The sequence below is a fragment of the Spirillospora sp. NPDC127506 genome (assembly GCF_040302145.1).
GTDB lineage: Bacteria > Actinomycetota > Actinomycetes > Streptosporangiales > Streptosporangiaceae > Spirillospora.
This window is the reverse complement of sequence record NZ_JBEORG010000011.1, coordinates 1-21,329: the sequence shown is the minus strand read 5'-3', so window position 1 is coordinate 21,329 and position 21,329 is coordinate 1. Positions and strand designations below refer to the sequence as shown.

The following is a 21,329-nucleotide window of genomic DNA, read 5'->3' as shown; positions in this document are numbered from 1 at the left end:
GGCCTCTGCCCTTCGTCACGACCGCTCTTCCCCGCCGCCCGGACTGCCCGAGCCGCCCGGGTCGTCCGAACTGCCCCGTTCGGCCGGGTCGCGGGGGGCGCGGTCGGCCGCCCGGCTGGCCGTGGAGGCGGCGCGGCGGAGCTGGTGCCCGGCCTGCTGGACGGCCTGGACCGGGCGGGCGGGCAGGTGCCGGGTCGCGCCGCGGTGCCGCCGCCAGTGCTCGCGGGCGCGGGCCCGGTGCTCGACGCGCAGGTTCTCGATGAGCCGGTCGATGTCCATGGACACCTCCCCGTACAGCGGCCACAGGTCCCCGGCCGCGGCCCGCCGGTGCAGCTCGCGGCGCAGCCGGGCGCGGCGCTCGCGGGCCACGTCCACCCGCACCTCCAGGTCGTGCTCGGCGAGGAACGGGCGGGCGTCGCGGGTGAGGTCGGAGCGGGCGAGCCGGCCGTAGGCGGCGACGCTCGCGGCGATCCCGGCGAGCGCGTCGCCGAGCCGGTGGCGCAGCACCGGATCGGTCAGCAGCCGGCCGCGCTCGCCGAACTCCTCGTCGTCGGCGAGCGACCGGGTCAGGCCGCGCAGCGACAGCATGAAGTGCTCCAGGGTCTCCATGGCGTTGCGGAGCGCGACGCCGGCGTCCACGAGCCGCCGCGCCCGCGGGTTCAGCTTGACGCTCTCCTCGGCGGCGCCGAGGTCGCGGTCGGTGCGGCGGAGCTCGCGGGCGAGCCGCTCCGCCGCCTCCTGCCAGCGGGCCGCCTCGCCCTCGGTGCGGTCGCCGCGCAGCCCCTCGGCGATGTCCTCGATCAGCTCGCGCAGCTTCTCGGCGGCGTCCTGGACGGCCTCCTCCGCGGGCCGCACCCGCACCGACGGGACCAGCAGCGTCGCCGCCAGCCCGGTGGCCGCGCCGATCAGCGTCTCCAGCACCCGATCGGCCGCGCCCGCCCCGCTGGCCGCGCCCAGCGCGAAGATCAGCATCGCGGAGATCGGCACCTCCAGCACGTGCTCGCCGAGCCGCAGGACGTGCCCGATGACGAGCGCGGCGCAGATGGTGATGCCGAGCGCCCACCAGGAGAACCCGATGGTGGACGCCGCCATCACCGCGACCAGCACCCCCGAGGTGACCGCGAGGACCCGCAGGATGCTCGCCTTGATCGTCTGGACGACGGAGAACTGCACCACCAGCAGCGCGGTCAGCGGCGACAGCAGCGGCTCCGGCGTCCCCGCCGGCAGCACCGCGTCCGCCAGCACGAACGCCAGCACGGCGGTGAGCGTCAGCCGGGCGATGCGGTAGACGGTGGACTGCACCTCCGTCGCCACCTGCAGCGGCGAGCGTCCGGCGCGGTCGCCCCGGCCGGGCCGGAGGCGGGAGAACGGGTGTGGCATGCCGTGTGTTCTTCCCGCGGGACGGCAATATTGCGGCAAAGCCCGTGAATGCGGGGCAGGTCACGTCCTCCGGCGGGCGCGGAACGCGGCGACGTTCGTGCGGTTCGCGCACGCCTCGGAGCAGAACCGGCGCCGCCCCGCCCGGGAGGTGTCGGCGTACACCCGGTCGCAGCCGCCGGCCGCGCAGACGCCGGTCCGGCCGAGGCCGTGGTCGACGACCAGATCGGCGAGGTTCATCAGCGTGGTCGCGCGGAACCGGTCCGGGAGCCGGGACGAGGGCGGCGCGTAGTGCATGTGCAGGCCGTGCGGCTCGTGGTCGGACAGGTGGGGGTGCATGGGGACCTCCAGCATGAGCCGGTTCAGCAGCGCCGTCGCCTCCTCGAGCCGGGCGGCGGTGAAGAACGGGCGCAGGGTCCGGCCCCAGCGGCGGAACTCCTCGGCGTCCTCGTCGCGGAACTCCTGCCAGAAGAACTCGTTGTCGCGCAGGATGGCGCGGATCGCGCCGGCCGAGTCGTCCCCGCCGGCGCTCGTCACGGCGTTGACCAGCGCGACCGCCGCCGACACCCCGTGGCTCCTATAGCCCGTGACGCGCATTACCCCTGCCTCCGGTCCCGCTCGCCTGGCGTAAATGTTATCTTGTTTATAACCCTTACACGAGTCGTCCCCGGGGATGCGCGGTGGAATGCCCACGCTGTGGCTGGCCAGAGTCCGAGGTGTACGAGGTGCTGTCGCGGCACCCGACGTCCGAGGGGGTCGTGACCTATACCCGATGCGCCTGCGGCCGGCTCCAGATGCGCGTGGAGCGGTACGGGCCGGGCGCGGTCGTGGCCGCCGGGCGCGTCGACGCGCCGGCGCTGGACCGCTTCCAGGGCCGCCTGTTCTAGAGCCGCGGGTTCTGGGGCCGCCGGTTCTGGAGCCGCGGGTTGTGGGGCCGCGGGTTGTGGGGCCGCCGGTTCTGGAACCGCCGGCTCTAGTGGCGCCAGCGGGTCGCGGCGGCGATCTCCTCCGGCGTCGCGCCGTCCAGCAGCGCGATCTCCCCGCGCCGGACGGTCGCGACGGTGTCGACAACGGCCTCGCCGAGCGCGTCCCGCAGGACGGCGTCCGCCTCGAACGCCGCGACCGACTCCGCCAGTGACGACGGGAGCGGCGCGATGCCCCGCGCGGCGCGCTCCTGCTCGGACAGACCCGCCGGATCGACGTCGACCGGCTCGGGCAGCCGCAGGTCCATGCCGAGGCCGTTCCGGCCGGCGGCGAGGAGGGCCGCCAGCAGCAGGTACGGGTTCGCGGCGGAGTCCACGCACTTGACCTCCAGGTTCGCCGCGGTCTCCCGCTCGCCCTCGGCGCCGGTGATGAACCGCAGCGCCGCCTCCCGGTTCTCCAGCCCCCAGCAGGCGAACGCGCCCGCCCAGTGCGACGGGACCAGCCGCAGGTAGCTCGCCACCGCCGGCGCGCCGACGGCCAGCAGCGCGGGGAGGCGGCCCAGGATCCCGGCGGCGAACGCCTCCCCGGCCGCCGTCATCCCGTACGGGCCGGAGCCGCCCGCCATCGCGTTCTTCGGCCCGTCCGAGGTGTCCTCCCGCCACAGGCTGAGGTGGACGTGGCCGCCGTTGCCGACCGAGCCGGCCTCGACCTTGGGGGAGAAGGAGGCGGCCATGCCGTGCTCCATCGTCACCGCCCGGATCGTCTCCCGGACGATGACGGCGGTGTCGGCCGCGCCGAGCGGGTCCTCGGGCTCCACCGACACCTCGTACTGCCCGGCCGCGTACTCGGGGTGCAGCTGCACGACGGTGACGCCCGTCTCCTTCAGCGCCGCGAGGACGTCCCGCAGGTAGCCGGCCAGCTCGGTGACCCGCGTCATCCCGTACGCGGGGCCCCGGCAGGCGGGGACGAACCCGTCCGCGCCGCCCTTCGACACCGCCCACTCGATCTCGAACGCCGCCTTCACCGACCAGCCCAGCGCGGCGAGCCGGTCGGTCTCGCGGCGCAGCAGGGCCCGCGCGTCCAGCGGGTGCGGGGTGCCGTCCTGCGCGTACCGCAGCGCGGGCGCGTGCGCCCAGCCGGGCAGCGCCGCCATCGGCGCGAGCCGCTCCAGGACGGGATGGAGCCGCAGGTCGCCGACGGGCCCGCCGACGTGGCGCCCGGACACGATCGAGTCGTCCAGCAGGAACGCGTCGAACACCGGGGACATCCCGACGCCCCACGCGGCGGCGTGCTCCAGCCGCTCCACCGGGACGGTCTTGGTGCGGGTGATGCCGCTGACGTCCACCCAGGTCAGCGCGACGCCCACGATCCCCTCCCCGGCCATTCTCCGGGCCGCGACGGCGGCGCGGGCGGCGAGCCGCGTGCGCTCGCGCCCGCCGAGCGCGTACGCGTCGAGGCCGGTTCCGCTCGTCGCGGTCTCAGAGGTCTGTTCCACGGTGCTGGCTCCCGGTCGGAGTGGCGGAGGCGGACGCGGGCACGGCCCGTATGGGCATCGTAGGGAGAACACCGGCCCGTTGCAGTCAAGGCCCGTTGCAGTCAAGAGGAGGGCGCCGTGCTGGAGCACCTGGAGTCGATGCGGCTGGTCGACCACCACTGCCACGGCGTCCTCGACCGCGATCTCGACCGGGCGGAGTTCGAGGAGGCGCTGACCGAGGCGGAGACGTCCGGGCCGCCCGGGACGACCATGTTCGACACGCAGGTGGGGTTCGCGCTGCGGCGCTGGTGCCCGCCCGTCCTGGGCCTGGACGCGCACGCGGAACCGGACGAGTACCTGGCGCGCCGCGCCGAGCTGGGCGCGGCCGAGGTCAACCGCCGCTTCCTGGCCGCGGCCGGGCTGGACGCCCTCTACGTGGACACCGGCTACGGCCCGGAGGCGCTGCTCGGCCCGGCCGAGCTCGGCCGGCTCGCCGGCGCGGACGCCCGCGAGATCGTCCGGCTGGAGACCGTGGCCGAGCAGGTCGCCGCCGCCGGCGTCGACGCCGCGGCCTTCGCCGGCGAGGTGCGCGCCCGGATCGACGCGAGCGGCGCCGCCGGCGCCAAGTCGATCGCCGCCTACCGGGCCGGTCTCGAGCTGTCCGGGCTGCGGCCGTCCGACGCCGAGGTGACGGGGGCGGCCGGGCAGCTGATGCGCGCGGCGGAGGCGAGCGGCGCCGCGCCGCGCGTCTGCGACGAGATCCTGCACCGGTTCCTCGTGTGGTGCGCGGTCGACGCGGGGCTGCCCGTCCAGTTCCACGTCGGGTACGGGGACGTGGACGCCGACCTGCGCCGCGGCGACCCGCTGCTGCTGATCGAGCTGCTGCGCGCCATGGACCCCGCCCCGGCGCTGCTGCTGCACAACTACCCGTTCCACCGGCACGCCGGCTACCTCGCGCAGGTGCTGCCGAACGTGTACGCCGACGTCGGCCTCGCCACCCACAACCTCGGGCACCGCTCGCCCGCGCTGATCGCCGAGCTGCTGGAGCTCGCCCCGTTCGGGAAGGTGCTGTACTCCTCGGACGCCTTCGGCCTCGCCGAGCTGTACCACCTGGGCGCGCTGCTGTTCCGGCACGGCCTCGCCGGGTTCCTCGCGGGCGGCGTCGAGGACGGCGCGTGGACGGCCCGGGACGCCGGGCGGCTCGCCGGGATGATCGCGTCCGGCAACGCCCGCCGCGTCTATGGTCGGTGACGAGACGACGGCCGGGAGGACCGGCCTTTGGGAGGAACGGCATGGCCGCACGCGAACGCCTGCTCGTCATCGGCGGCGATGCCGCCGGGATGAGCGCCGCGTCCCAGGCCCGCAGGCTGCGCGGCCCGGACGACCTGGAGATCGTCGCGGTCGAGCGGGGGCACTACACGTCCTACTCGGCGTGCGGCATCCCGTACTTCGTCGGCGGCGTGGTCGACGATCTCGACAAGCTGATCGCGCGAACCCCCGCCCAGCACCGCGAGCGGGACATCGACCTGCGGCTGCGCACCGAGGCGGTGGAGATCGACCTTGCCGGCGGCAGGGTGCGCCTCCGCGACGTGGACGGCGGCGGTGAGCGCTGGGAGCCCTACGACGACCTCGTGGTCGCGACGGGCGCCGTCCCCGTCCGGCCGCGCCTGCCCGGGGCGGACGCCGAGGGGATCTACGGCGTCCAGGTGCTGGACGACGGGGTGGCGATCCGGCGCGCCGTCGAAGAGCGGGCGCCGCGCCGCGCCGTCGTGGTGGGCGGCGGCTACATCGGCCTGGAGATGGCCGAGGCGATGGTGACGCGCGGGCTGGAGGTGTCGCTCGTGGACGCCGCCGACCAGCCGATGGGGAGCCTCGACCCGGACATGGGCGCCGTCATCGCCGACGCCATGCGCGGCCTCGGCGTGCAGCTGCACCTGGGGGAGCCGGTCGAGGGCTTCGACGCCTCGCCCGGCGGGCGCGTCACCGCGGTCCGCACCGGGAGCCGGACGCTGCCCGCGGACCTGGTCGTCCTGGGGCTGGGCGTGAAGCCGGCGTCGGGGCTGGCCCGCGACGCCGGGATCGAGGTGGGCCCGACCGGCGGCATCGTCACCGACCGGCGGATGCGGACCCGGTCGGCGCGCGTGTGGGCGGCCGGCGACTGCGTCGAGAGCCGCCACCTGGTGTCGGGCGGCCCGGCCGCGATCCCGCTCGGCACGCACGCCAACAAGCAGGGGCGCGTCGCCGGCATCAACCTCGGCGGCGGCTACGCCACCTTCCCGGGCGTCGCCGGCACCGCCGTGTCGAAGATCTGCCACTGGGAGGTCGCGCGGACCGGGCTGAGCGAGCGGGAGGCGGCCGCCGCCGGGTTCGCGGCGCTCAGCGTGGTCGTCGAGTCGACGACCCGCGCCGGCTACCACCCGGGCGCCACGACGATGAAGACGAAGCTGATCGCCGAGCGCCGGTCGGGGCGGCTGCTCGGCGCGCAGATCGTCGGCCGGGAGAACGCCGCCAAGCGGATCGACGGCCTCGCCATCGCGCTGTGGAACCGGATGACGGTCGAGGAGATGACCGGCCTCGACCTCGGCTACGCCCCGCCGTTCGCGCCCGTCTGGGACCCGGTCCTGATCGCCGCCCGCAAGGCCGCCGACGCCGTCGCGGAGGACATGCGCGCCCGTCCTTGATCGCCCGTCCTTGATCGCCCTGGCGCGTCCTCCGGCGGTTATGAGAGAGCCTTCTCCAGGGCCTGGAGGACGTCCGCCACGAGATCCTCGGTGTCCTCGACACCGGCCGAGAAGCGGACGAACCCCGGCGCCACGGCGTCGCCGCCCCACCTCGCCCGCCGTTCCGCGGAGCTGTGCACGGCGCCGAAGCTGGTGGCCTGCATGACGAGCCGCAGCGACCCGAGGAAGCGCTCGGCGGCCTCCTCGCCCGGCAGCGTGAACGAGACGACGCACCCGGACCGCCGCATCTGCCGGGCGGCCACCTCGTGCGACGGGTCGTCCGGCAGCCCCGGATACCTGAGCCCCCGAACCCGGCCCCGCAGCGCCTCGGCCACCGCCAGCGCGTTCGCCGCCTGCCGCTCCAGCCTCAGCTGCAGCGTGGCCAGCGACCGGTGCGCCAGCCACGCCTCCATCGGCCCGGGGACGGCGCCGACGGTCTTGCGCCAGAGCCGGACCCCCTCGGCCAGCTCCGGATCACGCGTCGCGACATGCCCGAGCAGCAGATCCCCGTGCCCGGTCAGCGCCTTGGTGTCGCTCGCGACGGAGAAGTCGGCGCCCAGATCCAGCGGCCGCTGCCCCAGCGGCGTGGCCAGCGTGTTGTCGACCGCCACCAGCGCGCCCGCCGCGTGGGCCGCCTCGGCGATCCGCGCGATGTCGCACACGTCCTGGTTCGGGTTGGACGGCGACTCCAGCCAGACCAGCCGGGCACCGTCCACCAGCCCGATCTGAGCGTCCCCGGCGGTCGGCGCCATCCGCACCACCGCCCCGTAGGACTCCAGCCGCTCCTTCAGCTCCCGCGTGACCTGGTAGCAGTCGTCCGGCATGACGACGACGTCGCCGGCCCGCACCCGCGACAGCAGCACGGCCGACACGGCGGCCATGCCGGACGAGAACGAGACGGCCTCCGCCCCGCCTTCGAGCTCGCCGATCGCCCGCTCCAGCAGGGTCCACGTCGGGTTGGTGTCCCGCCCGTAGGTGTACGGCCCGGTGGGTTCGCCGGCCAGGTGGAAATGCGACGCGAACACCGGGCCGGGCAGCCCCGGCGTGTGGTTCTCCGCTTCCGGCCGCCCGGCGCCGACGGCCAGCGTCCCGTCCCCGATCGACATCCCCGCCTCCTCACGGTCCGGCGTCCATCGTCGCGCACGCGCTCGTCCCGCCGTTCGCGCGACCCGGCGGTTCAGCGGTCACCCCGGTCAGGAGTTGCGGAGGGAGTCGGCGATGCCCCGGGCGATCTCGGACTCCTCGATGCGGCCCAGGCGTTCCAGGGCGTAGGACTTGTTGTAGTGGTCGTTCCAGGAGTCGGGCCCGTTGTCGATGGCGTAGTCGATGGCGGGCAGCGCCTCCTCGTAGCGGCCCAGCTTGACCAGTGCGGCGCCCTTGACGCTGTGGGCGCTCGCGAGGTCGTAGCGGCCGGCGCCGACGGCGCGCCCCCCGGTGATGAGGGCGATCGCCTGCTCGACGGCGGCGAGGGCGTCGGCGTCGCGGCCGCCGTCCATGAGGAGGATCGCCCGGTTGATCCGCGGTGCCGGGTAGCCGGGCTGGACGGCGATGGCCTGGTCGTACGCGGCGATCGCCGCGGCGGTGTTCTCCGTCCGGGTGAGCGCGCGGGCCTTCTCGAAGTGGGACGCCACGTCGGACGGGTTGAGCCTGAGCGCCGTCTCGAAGGCGGCGAGGGCCTCGCCGGGCCGTCCCGCCTCGGTGAGCGCGATGCCCCGCCAGTGGTGGGCGGCGGCGTACGGGGGGCGGAGCGCGACCGCGGCGTCGAACTCGCGGATCGCCTCGTCCGGGCGGCCGGACTTGACGAGTTCGACGCCCCTCTTGTGGTGCTCGACCTCGGCGGGCCGGGGGCGGCCGCTGAGCCGCTCCAGCTTCGTGCCCGGCGCGAGCTTGCCGCCGCAGGACGCGCAGCGGGGCGCGCGGAGGCGGGAGCCGGGGGCGTGGCAGCGGTCGCAGAAGTAGCTGCCGCAGTCCTCGCAGATCTTGAACTGGATCGCGTAGTTCTCCGGGTCGGCGAGGGCCACCGGGTTGCCGCCCGGCACCTTCGACACCGAGATGAGCCGCGTGCACGCCCAGCCCGAACAGCTGAGGATCATGGTCGTCCCTTTCCGTCCTCGAACGTGTAGTCCCAGTCGAGTTCCCAGGCCCGTATCGCGCGGTCCCGGCCGCGCGTCACCGCGAGGTGGGCGTCGGCGCTGAGGCCGACCCACTCGACGGCGTCGCTGTGCGCCTTGAGGGTGTGCAGGCAGCGTCCGGACGGGAGGTGCCAGACGCGCAGCGCCCCGTCGGCGCCGCCGGAGGCCGCGAACCCGTCGGTGGTGCCCTCGGTGAGGCAGTCGACCGGCTCCCGCGGGCGGTGCAGGAGGCGTTCGGCGCGCAGGTCCCAGATGCGAAGGGCGGAGTCCGGGCCGACGGTGGCGGCGATGGCTCCGTCGGCGTCCACGCGGATCGAGGCCAGGTGCTCCGGCGCACCGGGGATGTAGCCGGTGCCCTCGCCCGTGGTCCCGTCCGCGGTCCAGAGGACGCCGACGGTGTTGCCGCACGACACCACCGTGCGGCCGTCCGCGCTCATCGCGGCGGGGGTCTGCCCGGGCAGGATGTGCGCGCGCTTCCCGTCCAGCCTCCACAGCGTCACCACGCTTCGGAAGTCGCCCACGAGCAGGGTTCCGGCGTCCGGGCCGAAGCGGAGGGAGAAGACGATCCCGCTGTGGCCTTTGAGGACGTGTCTGCGCCGGCCTTTGGCGAGGTCCCAGACCCGGACGACGCCGTCCTCGTCGCCGGACGCGGCGAGCCGCCCGTCGGGGCTCACCGCGAGCGCCCTGACCTCGGAGCGGTGTCCGCCGAGGACGCCGACGCATTCGCCGGACATCACGTCCCAGATCCGGACCCTCCCGTCGCTCGCGCCGGTCAGCAGCCGGCGGCCGTCGGGGGTGAACGCGAGGGAGCCGACGGACATGCCGCCCGCCTGGAGCGTGTGCAGGTGGTCGCCGGACGCCGCGTCGACGAGCCACGCGATCGACCAGCCGCCGAACGCCGCCGCGAGGACGCCGCCGGGGCTGAGGACGCTCACGCTCACCAGCTTGCCGCCGGTGTCGGGGAGCGGGCGGCCCTGCCAGGCGCCGAGCAGCGCCGTCCGGCGGCCGTGCCGCCCGGCGGCGCGCCAGAGGTCGAGCAGCTCGCGGCTCCGCTCGTGGCCGGGCACGCCGCGGGCGGCGCGCAGCTCCGCGGCGGCCCGCGGCCACTGGCCGCCGTCCGCGAGGCGGCGGGCGCGGTCGAGGGCGAGTGCCGCCGCGTCGGCCTCCCGGGCGAGTTCCGCCGCGGTGCGGGGACGGGCGTGGCTCCACGGCGAGCGGGGACCGGCGTCCGCGAGCCGCCACACCCGGACGGCCGGTCCGCCGGCCGCGGTGACCGCGTGCCGCCCGTCCTCGCTCAGCATGAGCGCCCCGCCGGCGCCGGCGCCGCGGCCCGGCAGCGTGCGGAGGCATCGTCCTTCGTCCAGGTCCCACAGCTGCAGGCCGTCCGGGCCGATCGCCAGGGCCCGCGCGCCGTCGCCGCTGACCGCGAAGCCGGTGTCGGGCAGCGCCGGGACCTCGACGGTCCGGAGGGGGCGGCCCGCCACGGCGTCCCAGACGCGCAGTTCGGTCCCTGCCGCGGCGAGCGCGACGCGGCCGCCCGCGCTGAGCGCGACCCGGGCGCGGGGGATCGTCGTCGTCCGGACGAGGACGCCGTTGGCGGCGTCCCACACCCGCAGCCGCATCGTGGTGGGCTCCCACCGCACGATCCGGCCGCCGGCGGTGGCCGCGACGGCCCCGCCGAGGCTGCGCCCGAGGTGCTGCTCCTCCTGCAGCGTGCGGACGCAGTGGCCGCCGGCGGTGTCCCAGAGCCGGACGGCGCCGCCCTCCGTGGCCGACACCAGAAGGGAGCCGTCCGGGGTGAACGCGAGCGAGTCGACCCGGCCGGCGTGGCCGCCGAGCCGGTGCAGGAGCCGCCCGGACCGGACGTCCCAGAGGAGCACGGCCCCGTCCGTCCCGCCGGAGGCGGCGAAGCGGCGGCAGGGGCTCAGCGCGACCGCGCTCACCCCGCCCCCGAGCCCGCCGGAGTGCGCGGGCAGCACGTGGAGGCAGCGGCCCGCCGCCACGTCCCAGATCCGCACGGTGCCGCCCTCGGAGCCGGGCGGCGGCGGGCTCGCCTCGTCCCGGCCGCCGCTGACCGCCGTCGCCGCGTCCTCCGCGAGCGCGACGGCGCCGACCGCGTTGCCGTGGCCCTCCAGCGCCACGGCCGGCGGCGGGGCGTCCAGCCGCCGCGCGCGGGCGAGCGCGGCGGCCGGTTCGGGAGCGCCGGGCGCCCGCCGGGCGGCCGCCTCCAGCGCCGCCGCGGCCCGCTCCGCGTCACCGCGCTCCAGGTGGACGAGGCCGAGCAGGTGGTCGCCGATCCAGTCGTCGCGGTGGGACGCGCGGACCTGCTCCAGCTCGGCGATGAGCTGCGCGTCCGTCATCCGCCCCGCGCGCCAGAGCCGCAGCCCGCGGTTGAACACGGCGTGCGGATTGCTCGGGTCGGCCTGCAGGGCCCGCTCCCAGAGCGCGTCCGCCTCCTCGGCGTGCCCGAGGTCGAGCATCGACAGCGCCTGGTTCGACAGCCCGTCCGCCAGCAGCGTCGCCGGGGCGGGCCGCGCCCGCGGATACGGGTCGCCGGTGACCTGCGCGTACACGGTGGCGAGCTCGTCGGCCAGCGCGTCCATCCGGTCGGGCCGGGACGACGGGTCCGGCCGGAAGCACGCGCGCAGCAACTCCGCCAGCCCGGGCGGCAGGACGCCCGCGGCCCGCACCGCGAACTCCTCGAACACCCGCCCGCCCGCGGCGCCCGACCGGGTCGGCGGGCCGCCGGTGAACATCGACAGCACGCTGAGCGCCCACGACCACACGTCGGTCGCGCGGGTCAGCGGCGTCCGGCCGTCCGCCGCCGCCTGCGCCTGCTCCGGCGAGCAGTACGCCGGCGTCAGCCCGGCCAAGCTGACGGCCGGGTCGGCGTCGGGGCGCGGAACCCCGTCCTCGCCCGCCCGGACCCGCGCCTTCGCCAGCCCGAAGTCGGTGACCTTGACGGTCCCGTCCGAGGTGAGCATCACGTTGGCCGGCTTGACGTCCTGATGGACGAGCCCGCTGCGGTGCGCGTGGTCCAGCCCCCAGGCGAACTGGATCGCGACGTCGATGATGCGGCCGGTGGTGCGGCGCGGGTCCGGGTCGCGCAGCCGGCCGTCGCGGATCGCGTCGGCGAGGCTGCCGCCGGCGACCCACTCGGCGAACACGCCCGGCAGCGGGCCGACCCGGCGGACGTACGCGCAGTTCACGATGTGCGGGTGCAGGCCGAGCCCGACCCACGTCTCCGCCTCCGCCTCGAAGCTCCGCAGCGCCTGCTCCGACTTCACCAGCTCGGGGCGGGGCACCTTCACGGCCAGCTCGGTGTCCCAGCCGCGGTGCCGTACCCGGTAGACCAGCCCCATGCCGCCGGTGGCGACCACGTCGCGGACCTCGTACAGATCGAGCACGACATCGCCGCGCCGCCACGTCGCGTCGATCATGCCGGAATCCTACGGATTCGCGGCCCTGCTCTTCCACCGTCCCGCCGAGACTCGCCGCGCCGCCGGCCACCGCGCGCGGGCGGCGCGCGGTGCGTGCGGCCCGCGGTGCGTGCGATCCGCGGTGCGTGCGATCCGCGGTGCGTACGGTCCGCGGTGCGTGCGGCCCGCGGCGGCCGGTGCGGCGGCTCAGGCGCGGCAGGTGAGGGGGCGGCCGCCGTTGAAGGCGATCATGTCGTTCAGCGCGGCGGCCAGGTCGATCTCGCCGCCCGGCGGCAGGCCGTCCAGCTCGGCGTAGGCGCGGTGCAGGTTCCCGACCAGCCGCTCGGGGTCGGTCAGCTCCGCGTACGCGCCGAGGTCGGCCTCGCGCGCCGCCTCCAGCGGGGTCAGCCCGGCCGGTTTCGCCGCGGCGGCGGTCTCCTGCACGAACCGCGCGTAGCCGAGCACCCGGCCGATCAGCTCGGGGCCGCCGACCGGGCCGTGCCCGGGGACGATCGTCTCCGCGTCCAGCGGCGCGACGACCTCCTCCAGCACCTTGATCGCGCCCGCGACCGACCCCTGCATCAGGAACGGGGTGCCGCCGTTGAACAGCAGGTCGCCGCAGAACAGGACGCGGCGGTCGGGGATCCACACGATGGAGTCGTTGGTGGTGTGCGCGGGCGTCCCGACATGCCGGACCTCGCAGCGCAGGTCGTCCACCCACAGGGTCACGCCGTCGGTGTAGGTGAGGAACGGCGCCTCCACCTCGATGGCGCCCCAGTCCACCTTCGTCCAGAACGGCTCGTCGAACGGTTTGCCCCACGCGAGCGCGCCCGCCCGCGTCCCCTCGTGGCCCACGACGGTCGCGCCCGCGAACAGGTAGTTGCCGAACGTGTGGTCGCCGTGGTGATGGGTGTTGACCAGCGTCCGGACGGGCCGGTCCGTCACCGACCGGATCGCCTCCAGGTACGCGCGGGTGCGGCGCTCGGTCGAGCACGCGTCGACGCTCACCACCCCGCGCGTCCCGGAGAGGAAGCCGGTGTTGTTGATCCACCAGGTGCCGTCCGGCTGGACGTAGGCGAAGATCCCGTCCGAGACCTCCTCCAGGCGGGGGGTTCCAGGCCCGTCGATCCCGGGTGCGTCGCTCATGGGACCGGCAGTCTAGCCCCGCCCGGCGGCCGGATCAGTACTCCGGCAGGGTCGTCAGCACGTGCGGGCGCGGCGCCGACCTGCGCGCGGACGGCTCCTGCGTCCCGGCGGAGCGCAGCACCTCCCCGGCGCCGAGCACGGCGGCGTCGCCGGTGTCGTCGCCGAGCCGCGCCTCCAGCCCGGTCCTGTCCCTGATCAGCCGCTCCAGGCCGGGCAGCCGGGCGCAGCCGCCGGTCAGCGTGATGCCGACGCTCAGCAGGTCCCCGGAGATCTCCGGGGAGCAGCCGGTCAGCCCGGTGCCGATCGCGGACACGATCTCCGCGACCGGCGCGGCGATCGCGCGGCCGATGTCCAGCGTGGTGAGGACGATCTCGCGCGGCATCCCGCTCGCGATGTCGCGGCCGGTCACCACGGTCTGCCGCACCGGCCGCCGGCCGAGCGGCGGCACCGCGCCGACCTCCAGCTTCGCGGTCTCCGCGGCCGACTGCGCCAGCACCACCCCGTGCTCGCGCCGGACCATCGCGACGATCGCCTTGTCCAGCGCCGACCCGCCGACGTGCGCGGTGTGCGAGGTGACGAGGCCGCCGAACGCGATGACGCCGACGTCGGTGACGTCCGCGCCGATGCACGCGATGACGGCGATGTCCGGCCGCGTGGACGTGGTCATCTCCATGCCGATGGCGGCGGCGATGGGCGTCGGCACGAGCGTGAGCCGCCGCGCGCCGGCCTGGTAGGCGGAGAACTGCAGCGCCCGGTAGTGGACGGACGTCATCCCGCTCGGCACCGTGACGACGAGCCGGGGGCGGGCGGTGTAGTGGCGCCGGTGGTGCCGGCGGACCAGGTGCCGCATCAGGTACTCGGCCTCGTCGGTCTCCGTCGGCGCGCCCTCGCGGATCGGCCGGACGAGCGTGACGTCGGGGTTGCGCCCGGCCATCTCCTTCGCGGGCCGGCCCAGCGCGAGGATGCGCCCGGTCTCTCTGGACCGCGCGAGCACGGACGGCTCGCGGCACACCACGCCGCGGTCCCGCACGTGCATCCGCACGGTGTCGCTGCCCAGGTCGATAGCGGTGTCACGGCCCGCGAAGTCCCACATCGCGTCCCTCCCAATCGCCCCGAAAGTCGCAAGAGTCTTGTTGATGCCCTTGCGGCCTGCGGCGATGCCCACGGCCGGGTAAGCGAATCGCAACGTCCTGGCGACCGGAGATCCGGAATATCCGGAACGCCCACCGGCGGGCCGGGCCCGCCCGGCGCCCAGTGCCGGGCGGGCACCAAGAGATCATGAGAGGGAGATCATGTCGCCCGTTCCGGACACGCGGGCACGCTGCAACATCAGGTGATCTGCCCGATCCGCCCGACTTCCGCGAGGGCCTTGTGCAAGCAAGGTGTTGGACGAGAATGCTTGTGAATTGTGTTTTAGCGTGCTTCCCTGAGACGCATGGCTCACCAGACGCTGCGCTTCGCCGCCGGGACGGACGTCGGCAGGCGCCGGAAGACGAACGAGGACTCCGCGTTCGCCGGTCCGCGCCTGCTCGCGGTCGCCGACGGGATGGGCGGGCACCCGCACGGCGACCTCGCCAGCCGGACCGCGATCACGACCGTCGCCGGGCTGCCGCTCGGCGACGACCCGGCCGCGGCCCTGGCCGCCGGCGTCGCCGAGGTGTCCGCGCGGCTCGACGACCTCGGCCGGCGCGACCCGCGGCTGGCGGGGATGGGCACGACGCTCACCGCGATGGCCTGGGACGGGCGCCGCTTCGCAGTCGCGCACATCGGCGACTCCCGCGCCTACCTGCTGCGCGGCGGGGACCTCTTCCAGCTGACCCGCGACCACACGATGGTCCAGACGCTCGTGGACGGCGGCCGGCTCACCCCCGAGGAGGCGGTGAACCATCCGCGCGGCTCGGTGCTCGTCCGGGCGCTGCAGAGCGGCGGCAGCGGCGAGCCCGACCTGTTCCGGCACGACGCCCTGCCCGGCGACCGGTACCTGCTGTGCTCCGACGGCGTCTCCGGCTTCGTCCCCCCGGACGCGATGCGCGCGGCGCTGGCGGAGGAGGCGTCCCCCGCGGACGCCGTCGCGCGGCTCATCCGCCTCGCGAACCGGGCCGGCGGGCACGACAACATCACCTGCGTCGTCGCGGACGTCGTCCCCGCGGGAGGGGCGCGCGACCAGCGGCCGCAGATGGTCGGCGCCGCGTCCCGGGGGCGCCTGGCCCGGCTCGGGCGCCGATGAGCGGCGACCCCGGGGTGACCGCGGGCGACATCGCGCGGCTGGTGGGCGTGGGCCGCGCGACGGTCAGCAACTGGCGGCGCCGCCACGGCGACTTCCCCCGCCCGGTCGGCGGCACCGCGACCAGCCCGCTGTTCTCCCTCGCCGACGTCGAGGACTGGCTGCGGCGCAACGGCAAGCCGTTCGAGGTGTCGCTCGGCGACCGGGTGTGGCAGCGGCTCCGCGCGGCCGGCGACGACTTCCGGCTCGCCGACCTCGTCGGCTGGGCCGGGCTGCGCCTCCTCGAACTGCGCGGCGGAGCCGCGGGGGACGCCGTGCCGCCGCCCGCCCTCGAACCGGACGACCCCGCCCTTCCCGGCATGCTCGCCGACCTCGCCGCCGAGCACGGCCACGCCGCCGCCTTCGAACTGCTCCTGCGGCGCTACGTCCGGGCGCACTCGCGGCGCCTCGACCTCACGCGCGGGGACGTGGCGGGGCTGATGGCCCGCCTCGCCTGCCGGGACGGCGACGTCGTCCTCGACCCCGCGTGCGGGCTCGGCACGCTGCTGCTGGCCGCGCCCGGGGCCCGGCGCGCCCTCGGCCAGGACGCCGACCCGGCCGCCGCCCGCATCGCGGCCGTCCGGCTGCTGCTCGCCGGGACGCCCGCCGGCGTCGCCGCCGGCGACTCCCTGCGCCGCGACGGCTTCCCCGGCGAGGTCGCCGACGCGGTCGTGTGCGACCCGCCGTCCGGCGACCGGGCCTGGGGCCACGAGGACCTCGCCGGCGACCCGCGCTGGGAGTACGGCCTGCCGCCGCGCGGCGAGCCCGAGCTGGCCTGGGTCCAGCACTGCCTCGCGCACGTCCGGCCGGGCGGCCGCGCGGCGCTGCTGCTGCCGGCGGCCGTCGCGGGCCGCCGCCCCGGCCGCCGCATCCGCGCCAACCTGCTGCGGGCCGGCGCGCTGCGCGCCGTGCTCACGCTCGCGCCCGGCGGCCCCGACCTGTGGCTGCTGCGCCGCCCGAGACCCGCCGAGCCGCCGCCCGCCGCCGTCCTGCTGCTGGACGCCGGCGGCGACCTCGGCCGCGCCGAGCGCGCCTGGGAGCGCCGCGCGGACGGCGAGTTCTGCGTCCCGGTCATCGACCTGCTGGACGACGAGGTCGACCTCAGCCCCGCCCGGCACCGCCCCCCGCAGAGCGGCGCGGCGTTCGCCGACCGGTTCACCGAGGCGCTCGGCCGGCTGGCCGCCGCCGCGCCCGTCCCGCCCGCGGTGGAGCTGCTGCCCGATCAGCGGCCCCTGCCGTTCACCACGCTCGCCGAGCTGGCCAAGGCCGGCGTCGTCGCGATCAGCCACGCGCCCGCCCGGCTGCCGGCCGGCGGCGACGTCCCCGTCCTCACCGCGGACGACGTCGGCGCGGGGACGGACCCGTCCGGCACGGCCGCCGCAGACCCCGGCCTGATCATGCTGGAGCCCGGCGACGTGGTCGCCACCGCCGCCGGCTCCGCCCGCGTCGTCACCACCGGCGGCGCCGCGCTCGGCCCCTACCTCACCCGCTACCGCCCGGACCCGGAGCGGCTCGACCCGGGCTTCCTCGCCGGGTTCCTGACGTTCGCGCACACCCGCACCGGCACCGGGTCGAGCCGCATGGACCTGCGCCGCGCCCGCATCCCCCGGCTGTCCCTCGACCGGCAGCGCGCCTACGGCCGGGCGTTCCAGGAGATGGCCCGGCTGACCGAGACATTGCGCGAAATGTCGTCACTGGGGGAGGCGCTGATCCGGCTAAGCTTCGACGGATTGCTGGACGGCCACCTCCGCCCCCGCCGATGACCCAGGCCGAGATCCAGGCCGACGACCCCCCGGGGAGAACCATGCTCATCGCCGACAGGTATGAGCTAGACGAACTGCCGCTCGGCCGCGGCGGCATGGGCGCGGTGTACGCCGCCGACGACACGCGCCTCGGCCGCCGCGTCGCGGTCAAGTTCCTCGAACTGCCGGGCGGCGGCGCGGACGACGAGCTGAAGCGCCGCTTCGTCCGCGAGGCGCGCATCCTCGCCCGGCTGGAGCACACCGGCGCCCCCACCCTCTACGACTTCGGCGCCTTCGACCAGCGGCTGTACCAGGTCATGCAGTTCATCGACGGCGTCACCGTCGCCGACCTGATCGCCGAGCACGGGCCCGTCCCGGTGCCGTGGGCCGCCGGGATCACCGCGCAGGCCGCCGCCGTCCTGACCGCGGCGCACGCGCTGTCGATCTGCCACCGCGACCTCAAGCCGACGAACCTCATGCTGTGCCCGGACGGCAGCGTCAAGGTCCTCGACTTCGGCCTCGCCGTCCTCGGCGGGTCCGACGTCGCGCACTTCACCCGGCACGGGCAGATCCTCGGCACGCCCGCCTACATGGCGCCCGAGCAGATCGAGCAGGGCGTCGCGGACGCGCGCAGCGACCTCTACGCGCTCGGCTGCGTCCTGCACGAGATGCTCACCGGACGGCAGCTGTTCGCCGGCCCCACCGCCTACGCGGTGTTCGACAAGCACGTCCGCGAGCAGCCGCCGCCGCTTCCGGGAGTGCCCGCCGAGCTCAACGCCCTCGTCCAGGACCTGCTGGAGAAGAAGCCGGAGAAGCGCCCGCCGGACGCGCCGGCCCTCTACGAGCGCATCCGCTCGTTCACCGGGGAACCGCCGCTGCTGCCGGGCTTCCTGGAGCCCGCGGCCATCCCGAGCCCCGAACGCATGTACGCCCAGATCCTGAGCCTGCCGCTCGCCCCCGGCCCCTGCTGATCCGGTCCCGTTGATCCGGCCCCGTTGACGCGGCCGTGCTGATCCGGGCGTGCTGATCCGGCCGGGTTGATGCGGCCGTGTTGATCCGCTGGAGCCCGCCGCCATGGGCATGGGAGCGCCCATGGCGGCGGATGCTCCGCGGGTTCCGTGCGGGTTCGGCGCGAGTCGCGGGCGCGCGTGGAGTCAGGTCAGCACTTTGAACGGGGTGCGGCCCGTGTACGTCGCCCAGTTGTGGTTCTGGAACGCGTACTTGTGCCCGGCCGGCCTGGTCCGCGGCCTCGGGGCGGGCTGGGTCTCGTCCGGCGGCGTCTTCTTCGACGGCGCGTCGCTTCGCGGATGCTGTGCCGCGGAATCCCCCGGGCGGGGAGCGGGGCCGCCGGGTGGCGCGGCCTGTTTCGCCGGGGTGCGTCCGGGGGAGGTCGCGGGGGAGTTGTCGTGGGATTTGGGAAGGGTGTCGGCTGGCGGCGGAATTTCGGGGGTCCGCTGCTTATCTGGCGGTTTCTGGTCGGCTCTCTTCTGCGCGCTCATCCGGTCTATCTTCTCGACCAGTTCCTTCACCGACTCGGAGAAGTCCCGGTATTCGGGCGCGCCGGGGCGCACCGCTCCGGCGAACTGTTTCTTCCGGCGTGCACCGATCTTGTTGATGCGGACTCTGGCGCCGGAATGGGGCGCGTGCAGGAATCGGTGCTGCCCGACATAGAGGCCGACATGGCTGCGGCCGTGGAAGAAGACGAGGTCGCCGGGTTCGAGGTCCTTCAGCTTCACCTTCCGGTCGACCTTGCGGTACTGCCCGTAGGTGACCCGCGGGATCCGCACGCCCGCCTTGCGCCACGCGGCCATCGTGAGGCCGGAGCAGTCGTAGGCGTTCGGCCCGTCGGCGCCCCAGCGGTAGGGCTTGCCGATCTGCTTGCGGGCGAACTTGAGCGCCTTCTTCGCCTTCTTCCGCTGGGTCGCCTCCCGCGTCCGGTACCGGTCGTAGGCCTGCACCTTCGCCAGCGTGGCGGAGTCGAGGTGCAGGCTCTCCAGGACTGCGGGGTTGAGCGCCGCCCGCGCGGGCGCGCTCAGCGGGACCGCCAGCGCGAACCCGGTCGCGGTGACGGTGGCGGCCGCGAGGAGCACTCCCTGTTTTCGGCCCCCCGTCCGGGTGCGGCCGGTATGGCCGTCGAATGCTCCGGTTCCGGCGTCGTCTTGGTGTGAGTGGCGTCCGATGGACATTTCGTTCTCTCCGTTCTCCCATTCTCGGGTCGTGTCTCGGCGGTGATCACCCCGCCGAGAGTCCGGGTACCCGTTGATCGCCATGGGATTGGGAGAGATCGCCGATTTTACATGATCATGACGGCGAATTGGATGCGCGCTTCAGTGTCTTTGATCATGCGGTCAGATGGGCGAGCGAGGTGAGCGGGACGGGGAGCCAGGCGGGCCGGTTCCGCGCCTCGTACCGGACCTCGTAGACGGCCTTCTCGAATTCGAACGCGTGCATCAGCACCGAATGGGCGGCCGGGTCTGCGCCGCCCGCCGCCGCGTAGCCGCGGCAGAACGCGGCCCGGTTGCGCGCCGCCCACGCGTGCGCCCGCGTCTCCAGGTGCGGCCCCGACTCGGTCGGCACCGTGCCGGCCTTGGTGATGAGGAACCGCGCCGCGTACTCGAAGGAGCGCAGCATCCCGGCGACGTCGCGCAGCGGGTGCGCGAGGGCGCGGCGCTCGCTCTCCGCGCGGGCCGGCTCGCCCTCGAAGTCCAGCAGCGCCCAGCCCGACTCAGTGCGCAGCACCTGGCCGAGGTGGTAGTCGCCGTGCACCCGCTGGACGGGCATCGGCGCCGCCCGCGCGGCCAGGTCCAGGAACGCCCCGGTGAGCGCCTTGGCGTGCGGCGCCAGTCCGGGCACGGCCCGGCAGGTGGCGGTCAGCTCCGCGTTCATCCGGGCGGCCATCGCCCGCACCTCTTCCGCCGGGACGGTGGTCACCCCGAAGGCGTCGGCGAGCGCCCGGTGCACCTGCGCGGTGGCGGCGCCGAGCCGCTCGGCCTCGGCGGCGAAGTCGCCGCCCGCGCCGCTCGCGTCCAGCTCCGCCCACTCGTCGCCGGGCGGCAGCGGGTAGGCGAACCAGTCGCGGACGCTCGCGATCGCCAGGCTCCAGCCTTCCGCGCCGGTGTGCAGGTAGTCCGACAGCAGCCCGAGCGTGACGGGCTCCGCGCCGGGCTCGTCCGGCTCCAGCTCGATCCAGCCGTGCACGGACGGGACGTGCTCGCAGCCCCGGCGGGTGAGCGCGAGGTTGACCTCCAGGTCGAGGTTCACGCCGTTGCTGAGGCGCCGGAACAGCTTGCAGATGTAGGCGTCGCCGAACAGCAGCGAGGTGTTGCTCTGCTCGGTGGTGATGGGCAGGCTCGCCAGGTCCGTCCGGATGCGGGCGCCGTCCACGCGGTGGAACCGCAGCGGGCCGATGGACGCCTCGTCCGCCAGCGCGTCCAGCAGCGTCCGGGTCAGGTCCGGGTCGTGGGCGGCGTCGTAGAGGCGCGCCTCCGCGCCGCCCGAGCCTCCGCCGATCTCCACGTGCCGGAGCCGGTCGGGCAGTTCGCGGCGGACGCCGAGCAGCAGTTGGTAGTGGTCGGTGGCGCCGTTCTGCCGGACGTCGAGGATCAGGTGGTGCAGGGCGGGATCGCCGGAGCGCAGCTCGGTGGCGGTGCCGATGGACAGCTCGTCGATGGGGCCGTCCTTGCCGCCGAACCACCGCTGCCGGGGCAGCCACTCGGCGAGGTCTCGGACCAGGTCGGATCGCGGTGGCAGCACGGTCAGACGGTCCTTCCCGCGCCCACGATCCCGTCCGCGCCGGCGTCGTCCGGCGGCAGCAGCTGGAACCAGTAGAAGCCGTGCCCGGGCAGGGTCAGCAGGTAGGGCAGCTCGCCGATCGCCGGGAACTGCACGCCGCCCATGCACTCGACGGGGGAGTAGCCCTCGAAGCGCCGCATGTCGAGTTCGACCGGCTGCGGGAAGCGCGAGAGGTTCGCGACGCACAGGATCGTGTCCATCTCGCCCCAGGGGCTCTCGTCCTCGGTGATCTCGCGGGTGAAGGTCAGGACGGAGGGGTTGGAGGCGGACAGTTCGACGTAGGAGCCGACGCCGAAGACGGGGTGGCGCTGCCGGATCTCGATCATTTTGCGGGTCCAGT

17 protein-coding genes are annotated in these 21,329 nt (G+C 75.3%); 6 read left to right on the top strand and 11 right to left on the bottom strand.

Annotated features, from left to right (window positions below):
• Positions 1–15: 15 nt before the first annotated feature.
• Positions 16–1,380 (bottom strand): FUSC family protein, encoded by a 1,365-nt coding sequence (locus tag ABTW95_RS13470; RefSeq protein WP_500226383.1) that lies wholly within the window; start codon positions 1,378–1,380, stop codon positions 16–18.
• Positions 1,381–1,440: 60 nt separating this feature from the next.
• Positions 1,441–1,944 (bottom strand): CGNR zinc finger domain-containing protein, encoded by a 504-nt coding sequence (locus ABTW95_RS13465; protein ID WP_500226382.1) that lies wholly within the window; start codon positions 1,942–1,944, stop codon positions 1,441–1,443.
• A 191-nt stretch (positions 1,945–2,135) separates the two neighbouring features.
• Between ABTW95_RS13465 and ABTW95_RS13460 the strand changes: the two genes are divergently transcribed.
• Positions 2,136–2,264 (top strand): hypothetical protein, encoded by a 129-nt coding sequence (locus ABTW95_RS13460; protein WP_500226381.1) that lies wholly within the window; start codon positions 2,136–2,138, stop codon positions 2,262–2,264.
• 86 nt (positions 2,265–2,350) lie between these two features.
• Here the strand turns inward: ABTW95_RS13460 and ABTW95_RS13455 are convergent, their stop codons facing one another.
• Positions 2,351–3,796, bottom strand: coding sequence for a type I glutamate--ammonia ligase (locus tag ABTW95_RS13455; protein WP_500226380.1), 1,446 nt, complete (start codon positions 3,794–3,796; stop codon positions 2,351–2,353).
• Between the two features lie 117 nt (positions 3,797–3,913).
• Here ABTW95_RS13455 and ABTW95_RS13450 point away from each other — a divergent pair, with 117 nt between their 5' ends.
• Positions 3,914–5,026: an amidohydrolase family protein gene (locus ABTW95_RS13450; RefSeq protein WP_396446933.1), complete on the top strand. Its 1,113-nt coding sequence runs from the start codon at positions 3,914–3,916 to the stop codon at positions 5,024–5,026.
• A gap of 41 nt (positions 5,027–5,067) precedes the next feature.
• On the top strand, positions 5,068–6,456 hold the full coding sequence (locus tag ABTW95_RS13445) for an FAD-dependent oxidoreductase (protein WP_396446934.1): 1,389 nt from the start codon (positions 5,068–5,070) through the stop codon (positions 6,454–6,456).
• A 38-nt stretch (positions 6,457–6,494) separates the two neighbouring features.
• Here ABTW95_RS13445 and ABTW95_RS13440 read toward each other — a convergent pair whose 3' ends face one another.
• The 5 genes from ABTW95_RS13440 to ABTW95_RS13420 all read right to left on the bottom strand — a co-directional run bounded on the left by ABTW95_RS13440 (position 6,495) and on the right by ABTW95_RS13420 (position 14,285).
• Positions 6,495–7,601 carry a cystathionine gamma-lyase gene (locus tag ABTW95_RS13440; RefSeq protein ID WP_500226379.1) on the bottom strand — a complete coding sequence of 369 codons (1,107 nt, stop codon included), beginning with the start codon at positions 7,599–7,601 and terminating at the stop codon, positions 6,495–6,497.
• An 87-nt stretch (positions 7,602–7,688) separates the two neighbouring features.
• Positions 7,689–8,588, bottom strand: coding sequence for a tetratricopeptide repeat protein (locus tag ABTW95_RS13435; protein WP_396446936.1), 900 nt, complete (start codon positions 8,586–8,588; stop codon positions 7,689–7,691).
• A complete protein-coding gene (locus tag ABTW95_RS13430) occupies positions 8,585–12,067 on the bottom strand; it encodes a protein kinase domain-containing protein (RefSeq protein WP_500226378.1) in 3,483 nt (1,160 codons plus the stop codon). The genes ABTW95_RS13435 and ABTW95_RS13430 overlap by 4 nt, the downstream gene beginning before the upstream one ends.
• A gap of 186 nt (positions 12,068–12,253) precedes the next feature.
• Positions 12,254–13,192 carry an MBL fold metallo-hydrolase gene (locus ABTW95_RS13425; protein WP_396446939.1) on the bottom strand — a complete coding sequence of 313 codons (939 nt, stop codon included), beginning with the start codon at positions 13,190–13,192 and terminating at the stop codon, positions 12,254–12,256.
• 34 nt (positions 13,193–13,226) lie between these two features.
• Positions 13,227–14,285, bottom strand: a complete 1,059-nt coding sequence (locus ABTW95_RS13420; RefSeq protein ID WP_500226377.1) for a rod shape-determining protein — start codon at positions 14,283–14,285, stop codon at positions 13,227–13,229.
• A 342-nt stretch (positions 14,286–14,627) separates the two neighbouring features.
• Here ABTW95_RS13420 and ABTW95_RS13415 point away from each other — a divergent pair, with 342 nt between their 5' ends.
• Genes ABTW95_RS13415 through ABTW95_RS13405 form a run of 3 tightly spaced genes read left to right on the top strand, consistent with a single transcriptional unit; the run spans position 14,628 to position 18,168 of the window.
• A complete protein-coding gene (locus ABTW95_RS13415) occupies positions 14,628–15,419 on the top strand; it encodes a PP2C family protein-serine/threonine phosphatase (RefSeq protein WP_500226376.1) in 792 nt (263 codons plus the stop codon).
• Positions 15,416–17,218 (top strand): N-6 DNA methylase, encoded by a 1,803-nt coding sequence (locus tag ABTW95_RS13410; protein ID WP_396446942.1) that lies wholly within the window; start codon positions 15,416–15,418, stop codon positions 17,216–17,218. The genes ABTW95_RS13415 and ABTW95_RS13410 overlap by 4 nt, the downstream gene beginning before the upstream one ends.
• Before the next feature lie 41 nt (positions 17,219–17,259).
• Positions 17,260–18,168 (top strand): serine/threonine-protein kinase, encoded by a 909-nt coding sequence (locus ABTW95_RS13405; protein ID WP_500226375.1) that lies wholly within the window; start codon positions 17,260–17,262, stop codon positions 18,166–18,168.
• Between the two features lie 183 nt (positions 18,169–18,351).
• Here ABTW95_RS13405 and ABTW95_RS13400 read toward each other — a convergent pair whose 3' ends face one another.
• The 3 genes from ABTW95_RS13400 to ABTW95_RS13390 all read right to left on the bottom strand — a co-directional run.
• Positions 18,352–19,287: a C40 family peptidase gene (locus tag ABTW95_RS13400; RefSeq protein ID WP_500226374.1), complete on the bottom strand. Its 936-nt coding sequence runs from the start codon at positions 19,285–19,287 to the stop codon at positions 18,352–18,354.
• Positions 19,288–19,537: 250 nt separating this feature from the next.
• Positions 19,538–20,950, bottom strand: coding sequence for a maltokinase N-terminal cap-like domain-containing protein (locus ABTW95_RS13395; RefSeq protein WP_500226373.1), 1,413 nt, complete (start codon positions 20,948–20,950; stop codon positions 19,538–19,540).
• A gap of 2 nt (positions 20,951–20,952) precedes the next feature.
• The coding region (locus ABTW95_RS13390) for an alpha-glucosidase C-terminal domain-containing protein (protein WP_500226372.1) at positions 20,953–21,329 on the bottom strand (377 nt) is incomplete at its 5' end.

Bases quoted from the DNA above. Each gene is read 5' to 3' on its own strand.
- ABTW95_RS13410 (WP_396446942.1), top strand. From the start codon at position 15,416: ATGAGCGGCGACCCCGGGGTGACCGCGGGCGACATCGCGCGGCTGGTG.
- ABTW95_RS13430 (WP_500226378.1), bottom strand. From the start codon at position 12,067: ATGATCGACGCGACGTGGCGGCGCGGCGATGTCGTGCTCGATCTGTAC.
- ABTW95_RS13470 (WP_500226383.1), bottom strand. From the start codon at position 1,380: ATGCCACACCCGTTCTCCCGCCTCCGGCCCGGCCGGGGCGACCGCGCC.
- ABTW95_RS13440 (WP_500226379.1), bottom strand. From the start codon at position 7,601: ATGTCGATCGGGGACGGGACGCTGGCCGTCGGCGCCGGGCGGCCGGAA.
- ABTW95_RS13435 (WP_396446936.1), bottom strand. From the start codon at position 8,588: ATGATCCTCAGCTGTTCGGGCTGGGCGTGCACGCGGCTCATCTCGGTG.
- ABTW95_RS13425 (WP_396446939.1), bottom strand. From the start codon at position 13,192: ATGAGCGACGCACCCGGGATCGACGGGCCTGGAACCCCCCGCCTGGAG.
- ABTW95_RS13420 (WP_500226377.1), bottom strand. From the start codon at position 14,285: ATGTGGGACTTCGCGGGCCGTGACACCGCTATCGACCTGGGCAGCGAC.
- ABTW95_RS13415 (WP_500226376.1), top strand. From the start codon at position 14,628: ATGGCTCACCAGACGCTGCGCTTCGCCGCCGGGACGGACGTCGGCAGG.
- ABTW95_RS13445 (WP_396446934.1), top strand. From the start codon at position 5,068: ATGGCCGCACGCGAACGCCTGCTCGTCATCGGCGGCGATGCCGCCGGG.
- ABTW95_RS13405 (WP_500226375.1), top strand. From the start codon at position 17,260: ATGCTCATCGCCGACAGGTATGAGCTAGACGAACTGCCGCTCGGCCGC.